Below are 2,549 nucleotides of genomic sequence, written 5' to 3' on the forward strand. Positions count from 1 at the left end.
ACCACTACCAGGGGCTTGACCGAGAGTTGTCGCACCACGGCCCCGACGTCGGCGAGCGGTGGCGAACACGCATCGGCGGGGACTACCTGTGGGGTGTCGCCACACGGCAATAATGAGGTCGACGTGACCGCTCGGCGGTCGCCCACCACGAAGACGTTTCGAACCTTCTCTCGCGCTGTGCAGCGGGTAGAGGAGCGCACAGCATTCAACTACTATCGTGGATAGTAAACCTAGTCCAGGCGCCGAGTGAGAGGGTTCGCCACAATCGATGGGCCGCGTAAGAAGGACTCGAGCTATCGAAGAGCCACGTGATCTCTTGGCGGCTTACGGTGCGCAGCCGCAGTGCTCGAGCGCTCGTGGATGCCGCGGGTCGGTCCGGGCAGGTATTCCGCGACTGCTGATGCTCGCAGCCCTGACGGCTGTGGTGATGTTATTGACCTCGTGCAGCTCAACCGGAGGCGCCGCCTACAGCAACGAGATTCAGGCCGTTGACAGCTTCGCCGACATCGCACAGCCTTCCATTGCTGTGGCCACCGAAGGTGGCGGTCGACTCGCGCCCAACGCGGTTGTCGAACCTGGGCTTCCTATTGTTGTCACGGCCAGCCGCGGCGCGTTGACAAACGTCCGTATCCCCACAGCCAGCGGCCGTCCCTTGGCGGGCTCACTGAGCGAGGACGGCTCAACGTGGACAAGCACCCAACCCCTGGGATATTCGAAGCGGTATTCCGTTCAAGCCGAGGCCGTGGGCGTGGGCGGTCGATCGGTCGTCTCGCAGCGCTTCACCACGACCTCACCGGAGTCACTGACCAGCGCTGCCATCCTCGGCGAGAAAACCGTCGGGATCGCCCACACAGTCGGGGTGCGGTTCGCCGATCCCATCCCCGACCGAAAGAAGGCACAGGCGGCGATCACCGTGTCGTCTGACCCCCAGATGCGGGGTGCGTTCTATTGGATCAGCGACTCCGAAGTCCGGTGGAGGCCCGAACGCTTCTGGACGCCGGGCACCAAAGTCAGTGTCGCCGTCAACATTTACGGAGTCGACCTCGGCGACGGGCTCTACGGCGACGAGAACTTGTCCTACGACTTCACGATTGGCCGAGCTCAGGAAATCGTTGCCGACGACAACACCAAAACGATAGTCGTCAAACGAGACGGCAAGGTCATCCGCACGATGCCGACCTCGTTCGGCAAAGACAGCACTCCGACGCCCCGCGGTATCTACATGATCGGAGATCGCGTCGAGCACATCATCATGGACTCGTCCACCTACGGAGTGCCTGTCGAGTCCGCAGCGGGATACCGCACACCCGTTCAATGGGCGGTGCAAATGTCCTACAGCGGCATTTACATGCACGGCGCACCGTGGTCGATGTCGGCGCAAGGCAGCAGCAACGTCAGCAACGGTTGCCCAAACCTGAGTCCCACTGACGCGGAATGGCTCGTGAAGAACACCCTGCGCGGTGACCCCGTCACGGTCAAGAACACCAACGCCGACACACTGCCGGGAGTTGATGGACTCGGCGATTGGAACATCCCGTGGCCACAATGGAAGAACGGCAACGCAGACACCTAGGCGCCCCCGCCTGGCTGGAGTTCGTCGACGCTCAGCACGTTCTTCCGACCATGCACGGCCGGGGCGAGTTCACGACGGGCTCACCCGCTCACTGTCTCAGGCGCTTCTCGCGGTGTACAGAACTTCGCTCGAATGCAGCACACCACCACTCGCGACGAGTGCTACTACCGGTCACCCACTGAGCCAGGGGTTAATTCACGAGGGCCGTTGGTCAGTCATGTCGAGACCCTGTGCGGGCGAACCGGTGCCGTGAGGATCAACATCAATAACGAGCAGCGGCGGCATAGCGTCCGTCGGTACTACCTGTGCGAGGCGAGGCTGATCTGGCCGCGTGGGACGACAACCACGCCGCGCGCCGTTCGGGTCTTCTTGGCCGATCCCGGCGTTCGTTTGGCCGGCGGACCGTGCACGGAGTGTCGTCAGAGACGTCAACCCGCACTTCGCCACCTTCGGTGCCAGCTCCCTTGCGGTTACCAACATTCTCGCCGACCCGCACGTCGACACCATCGACGACGACCCTACGGTCGATCCACCGCGCTACCTCTGATGGCCGAGCATTTCGGAGAGGACCCTAAAGACCTTGTTGTTGATGCGGTCGATGACCGGTGCGGCGATGGGCTAACCCCACTTTCCGGCTTCATATCCAGCATCCGCCCAAATGTCCATAATAGGTTCGTTGACAGGATGTGCGCCAGTTGTGGGGTAAATGAGCCATTCTGAAACGAATTAAAGCGACCTTTGCCGTCCGGTGTCACGATCTCATCGGAGTCTGGGTAGGCCAGGTATCCGCACTGAGCTTCGAGGCCACCCGCCGTGGCTTCTACGTCAGTACTGATCGACTCGGCATCCGCCGCCGCACCCACCACGAGGGCGTGAGCGCCACGAGATGCGCCCACTTTCAAAGACGACGTTGTGCTGCCGCGACACCGAGCCCTACCGCGGCCCGCGTCGCTCCCGCACAATCACCTTTACGTTG

The 2,549-nt window shown here is 62.2% G+C and carries 1 protein-coding gene and 1 pseudogene; one reads left to right on the top strand and one right to left on the bottom strand.

Annotated elements, in window-relative coordinates:
• The first annotated feature begins 400 nt into the window (after positions 1-400).
• Positions 401-1,573, top strand: a complete 1,173-nt coding sequence (locus AMD30_RS24125; protein WP_006357614.1) for a L,D-transpeptidase — start codon at positions 401-403, stop codon at positions 1,571-1,573.
• A gap of 618 nt (positions 1,574-2,191) precedes the next feature.
• Here AMD30_RS24125 and AMD30_RS25740 read toward each other — a convergent pair.
• Positions 2,192-2,469: pseudogene (locus AMD30_RS25740) on the bottom strand (hypothetical protein).
• Positions 2,470-2,549 lie beyond the last annotated feature (80 nt).

This window comes from Gordonia sp. HS-NH1, assembly GCF_001418765.1.
GTDB lineage: Bacteria > Actinomycetota > Actinomycetes > Mycobacteriales > Mycobacteriaceae > Gordonia.